At 66.5% G+C, this 4,895-nt stretch carries 5 protein-coding genes; 2 read left to right on the top strand and 3 right to left on the bottom strand.

Annotated elements, in window-relative coordinates:
- Positions 1-90 precede the first annotated feature (90 nt).
- Positions 91-867: an SDR family NAD(P)-dependent oxidoreductase gene (locus VFW93_RS13225; RefSeq protein WP_329694458.1), complete on the bottom strand. Its 777-nt coding sequence runs from the start codon at positions 865-867 to the stop codon at positions 91-93.
- Positions 868-1,045: 178 nt separating this feature from the next.
- Here VFW93_RS13225 and VFW93_RS13220 point away from each other — a divergent pair, with 178 nt between their 5' ends.
- Together VFW93_RS13220 and VFW93_RS13215 are read left to right on the top strand one after the other, a co-directional pair.
- Positions 1,046-2,050, top strand: a complete 1,005-nt coding sequence (locus VFW93_RS13220; RefSeq protein ID WP_329694457.1) for an AraC family transcriptional regulator — start codon at positions 1,046-1,048, stop codon at positions 2,048-2,050.
- A 38-nt stretch (positions 2,051-2,088) separates the two neighbouring features.
- Positions 2,089-2,346, top strand: coding sequence for a DUF1289 domain-containing protein (locus VFW93_RS13215; RefSeq protein ID WP_329694456.1), 258 nt, complete (start codon positions 2,089-2,091; stop codon positions 2,344-2,346).
- 33 nt (positions 2,347-2,379) lie between these two features.
- Here VFW93_RS13215 and VFW93_RS13210 read toward each other — a convergent pair whose 3' ends face one another.
- Both VFW93_RS13210 and VFW93_RS13205 read right to left on the bottom strand, forming a co-directional pair.
- Positions 2,380-3,486 (bottom strand): carotenoid 1,2-hydratase, encoded by a 1,107-nt coding sequence (locus VFW93_RS13210; protein ID WP_329694455.1) that lies wholly within the window; start codon positions 3,484-3,486, stop codon positions 2,380-2,382.
- Between the two features lie 28 nt (positions 3,487-3,514).
- Positions 3,515-4,895 (bottom strand): ABC transporter permease (locus tag VFW93_RS13205; RefSeq protein WP_329694454.1); only part of this gene is annotated, 1,381 nt, incomplete at its 5' end.

Raw genomic sequence — 4,895 nt, 5'->3', positions numbered from 1 at the left:
CTGGCCTTGCGCGAAGTCGCGTGCGGCGTCGCGCACCAGGCGCTGGTCTTCGCTCAGCAGGGCGTCCATGTTGCTCATGTGGGTGCCTTCTTACTTGGCCGCCATGCGGATGCCGCCGTCAATGCGGATCACCTCGCCATTGAGGTATTCGTTGTCGACGATGCTGCGCACCAGCGCGGCGAACTCGGCGGGCTTGCCCAGGCGCGAAGGGTGTGGCACCGAGCGGCCCAGCGAGTCCTGCACCTCTTGCGGCAGGCCCAGCAGCATGGGGGTCTCGAAAATGCCGGGGGCGATGGTCATGACGCGTACGCGGTCCCGGGCCAGCTCACGTGCGGCAGGCAAGGTCATGGCCACCACGCCGCCCTTGGAGGCCGAGTAGGCCGCCTGGCCGATCTGGCCATCAAAGGCTGCCACGGAGGCTGTGTTGATGATCACGCCTTGCGAGGCGGTGGCATCGCTGGCACCACCTGGCGCGCCCGAGTTGATCATGGCCGGCACGGCCAGACGCATCATGTTGAAGGTGCCGATCAGGTTGACCTGGATGGTGCGGGTGAAGGACTCCAGCCGGTGCGGGCCGTTCTTGCCGTGGATCTTTTCGGCAGGGCCGATGCCGGCCGCGTTGACCAGCACATCCAGGCGGCCAAAGCGTTGCAAGGCGGTCTGCACGGCGGCCTGGCCGCTGTCTTCATCGCACACATTGGTCTTGACGTAGACCACGTTCTCCGAAGGGGCAAACGTGCCTTCACGCGGTTCGGCCAGATCGGCGATCACCACACGGGCGCCCGCCTGCAAGGCCATCTGCGCGGTGGCGGCGCCCAGGCCGGATGCCCCGCCGGTGATCAGGAAGACACTGTCGGATACTTGCATGGTTTGTCTCTCTCGGTGGCTTGGGTAAGGTTGATGGCTGGGCGCTCGGCGCCTTGAACCGATCCTAGGCAGACGCCGCCCTGTTTTCGATGCCCAAATCCGTCAATATCGCTGCACGTTCCAGCCAGTCACTCGGTGCAATCCCTTGGGGCGCAGCCGTCTCGCGAAGGAGCCCGGCATGAAGCCCGAACGCGGCACCATCTCCATCCACTTCGTGCAGGAGGCGCTGCGCTGCGTGCAGGGGCGTGGCCTGGCGATGGACGGCTTTCTGCAGCGCGCGGGGATTCCATCGGCGTTTGTGAGCGAGCCGCTGTCGCGCGTATCCCCTGCGCAGTTCGGTGCCTTGTGGCGCGACATCGCGCGCGAACTGGACGACGAGTTCTTCGGGCTGGACAGCCACCCCGCACGCCAGGGCACCTATGTGCTCATGTGCCACAGCGTGCTGGACGCCCACACCCTGGGCCATGCCCTCAAGCGCATCTTCAGGTTCATGCGCCTGGTGCTGGATGACATGCATGGTTCCCTGGAGGTGGAAGGCGAGCAGGCCGTGCTGCAACTGCATGACCGCCAGGGCCCCCAGCGCCTGTTTGCTTATGCCACCTTCCTGATCATGGTCTATGGCCTGGCCTGCTGGTTGACCGGGCGGCGCCTGCAGCTCACCGAAGGCGCCTTCCGTTGCCCCGAGCCGGACGCATCGCCCGAGTACCGCGTGCTGTTTTGCGAGCAGCTTGAGTTCGATGCCCCGCAGACGCGCCTGTGCCTGCGCGCGGTCGACCTGCAACTGCCCATCGTGCAGAACGCCAGCACGCTGAAGTCCTTCTTCAAGGATGTGCCGGACAACTTCCTGGTCAAGTACCGCAATCCCAAGAGCCTGGCGGCCCGCATCCGGCGACGTTTGCGTGAACAGCCGCCTGGGCAATGGCCCGATCTCGCCGTGCTGTGCACCGAGCTGCACTTCACCGAGGCCACTTTGCGGCGCCGTTTGAAGGAAGAAGGCCACAGCTACCAGTCTCTCAAGGACGACTTGCGGCGCGACATGGCCATCACGCGCCTTCAGGACAGCCGCCGCAGCATCGAAGACATCGCCATCGACCTGGGCTTTGCAGAGCCCGCGGCTTTTTACCGCGCGTTCAGAAAGTGGACGGGCGCCAAGCCCTCAGATTACCGGATGGGCCGGGTTTGAACTCGGCAGGCGCGGCCGGTCTGTCTTATGCTGGCGGCATGTCCACGTCGTCCTCCGGCGCACTGCCTTCGCCTTGTCCCAGCCCTTGCGTGCGCCTGTGCACGCTCAACGAGCAGGACGTTTGCCTGGGCTGTGGCCGTACCCTGGTTGACATCACCGGATGGACCAGGATGAGCGACGCTGACAAACAGGCCTGCGTGGCACAGGCCCGCGCCACGCTGCAGCAGATGGGCAGGCCTCTGCCACCTTACCCGCCGCCCAATCTGCCTTTGCCGCAAGCCTCTCGGCGTCGCTGAGCGAGCTGGCAGGTTGCCTTCGCCAGGCCTTGATCACAGCGACATGGCCGCCACGTACCCTGTCATCTCCAGATAGCCTGACCCCACCGGGCGGCCCTGCGCGTCCAGCAGATCGCTCAAGCCTTCCCAGTACACGCCGCCCGTGCTTTGCCGGCTGTCGAGCTCCTGGTTGTCCATGCGGGCGCGCACTTCGTAGCGTGTGCCGGCCACATCCACCAGCCAGCTCACCGGATAGCGCGCCGCCGTGGCGGGGCTGGCCCATACACGGCCAGGTGTGAACCGCACTTCGTCGGGCTTCAGTGAACGAGGCACTTCGCCTGGGCGGCGCAAGCTGCCACCGCTCCACAAGGTGCTGCCATCGGCGCGCCGCAGGCGAAAGGCGGTCAAGGCGCCACCGTCGAGCAGGTTCATGCCGATCCAGTCCCAGCCTACGGCATCAGCCTCCAGGAATGACTCACCCCATTCGTGGTCCAGCCAGGCTCGACCTTGTACCTGCGTGGTCTCTTGTTGCTGTCGGATCTGGCCTTGTACGGCCAACTGGGGGTGCGAGTAGTAGTGCGTGGCTTTGTCGGGGTGCGGTCCCTTGCGGGAGTAGCCCGCCTCGCCCTGAAGCAGCACGGGCTGCGTCTGGGTGAAGCGCAGGTCCAGCGTGAAGTCTCGTGCGGCAATGTGGCTTGTGTAGCGGCTCTGTGCGGCGGGGCCCTCGCGCTGCAGTGTCCAGTTACGCAAGGCGATGCGGGTGTCGCCCTGAGCAGCCTCGGCCAGGCCAAAGCCTTCGCGGGCAATGCGCTGATCGTGCAACAGGCGCCCCTGGCTGATGTCGCTCAATGCGGCGTGCGCGAATACGAGTTGCCTGGCCGCAAATTGGCTGGCGCTTTGCGTCGCCACATCCACGCGCGTCCGAAAGAAGGTGATCTGGAAGCCGACAGTGCGCCGTGGTGCCGACACCGTTTGCAGCATGCCGGTGATGTACCACCACTCGGTACGGAACGCGGGGTGCGCACCATGGTCCTGCGGAAAGCGCAGCACATCGGTGGGGCGTATCACCGGTCTGGCCTGGTCGGGCGACAAGGCGCGCGCCCACGGCGGCAGCAACAAGGCGGCACTGGCGAGCATCTGACGTCGAAGGCGGCTGTTCATCTTGGTGGCATCTCGCTTGGTTGGGGCATCACCAGTCTTCCTTCACGGCCATCACGGCGTCTCGGCTGACCGCTGTGCGCCCGGCCAGCAAGGCCGTGACCGTGCCTGCAGCGATCACGCTGCCGCACAAGGCTGCCAGCCGGGGCCAGGGCAGCAGCATGTCCATCGTCCAGTGAAAGCTTTGCGGGTTGACCACGTGCACCAGCACCAGGCTCACGCCGATGCCCAGCACCAGGCCCATCAAGGCACCCACGCTGCTCAAGGCCAGGCCTTCGCCTGCCACGATGGCCAGCACCTGTCGCCGTGTGAAGCCCAGGTGGCTGAGCAAGCCGAACTCCTTGCGCCGCGCCAGCACCTGCGCCGAAAAACTCGCCGCCGTGCCGAACAGGCCAATGCCGATGGCCACAGCCTGCAGCCAGTAGGTCACGGCAAAGCTGCGGTCGAAGATGCGCAGGGTGGTCTGGCGGATCTCGCGCGGTTCGGCAAATTCGATCAGCTCGCCGTTCAGACCTTGTGAGGCGGCGCCTTGTCGAATGGCTTGCTGGACATCGGCGGTGCGTACGTCCTGGTCCAGCCACAGCGCCAGGTCATTGATGTGGGTGTCGCCGGTCAGGCGCTGGTAGTCGGCCTCGTCGATCACGATGGCGCCTTGCTGACGGGCGTAGTCGCGCCACACGCCGCGCACATGGGCCATGGTGGGCGGCTGATCCGTGCGCAGCGGCAAGGCCAGCAAGGTACCGGGCCGGGCGCCGTACAGGTCTACCATGGCCTCGCTCACGAACACATTGATGTGGCCTGCATGAGCCGGCAGGAGCGTGCCCACCAGGGGCAGACTGCGCTCGGCCGCACCCGCGTCCTGCCCGACGGGACGAGAGATCAGGGCCACCGCAGGTTGATCGGTACGCAGGCTCAGATTGCTCACGCGGATGCCCACGGCACGCTGCACGCCGGGGAGCTGCCGGATGCGGGCCAGCAGCGCTGGCGTGAGGTGCTGGTTGTCCGTGCCGCCCGAGGTCTTCGATGTGCGCGCGTACAGATCGGCTGGCAGCACGACATCCAGCCACGCGGTGACCGAGCCCCGAAAGCTGGCCACCATCACGGTCAAGGCCACCGACAGGCTCAGGCTGGCCACCACACCGGCCATGATCACCGTGGCCGTGTGTCGCATGCGCCGGGTACGTTCCAGCGACAACATCAGCGAGGCATGCCGCATCAGGCTGCGTCGGGGCCACAGGCGCAGCAAACCACCCACGGCAGCCGGTACACAGGCGATGCCGCCTACCAGCAGGCACGCCACGGCGATGTAGGCCCACAGCGGCACGCCAGCCACGGGCGGCAGGCGCGTCAGCCCCGCACCGAGCAGCAAGAGGAGGGGCCCGAGCCACCAGCGGCCAGCGCCGTGCAGCGCA

Source organism: Aquabacterium sp. (genome assembly GCF_036279675.1).
GTDB lineage: Bacteria > Pseudomonadota > Gammaproteobacteria > Burkholderiales > Burkholderiaceae_C > Aquabacterium.
Note: the sequence above shows the minus strand (reverse complement) of the source record. Positions and strands in the feature narration are given on the sequence as shown.

What these genes read in the sequence shown, in the direction of transcription:
- VFW93_RS13225 (WP_329694458.1), bottom strand. Translation starts at nt 867, where the DNA reads ATGCAAGTATCCGACAGTGTCTTCCTGATCACCGGCGGGGCATCCGGC.
- VFW93_RS13220 (WP_329694457.1), top strand. Translation starts at nt 1,046, where the DNA reads ATGAAGCCCGAACGCGGCACCATCTCCATCCACTTCGTGCAGGAGGCG.
- VFW93_RS13215 (WP_329694456.1), top strand. Translation starts at nt 2,089, where the DNA reads ATGTCCACGTCGTCCTCCGGCGCACTGCCTTCGCCTTGTCCCAGCCCT.
- VFW93_RS13210 (WP_329694455.1), bottom strand. Translation starts at nt 3,486, where the DNA reads ATGAACAGCCGCCTTCGACGTCAGATGCTCGCCAGTGCCGCCTTGTTG.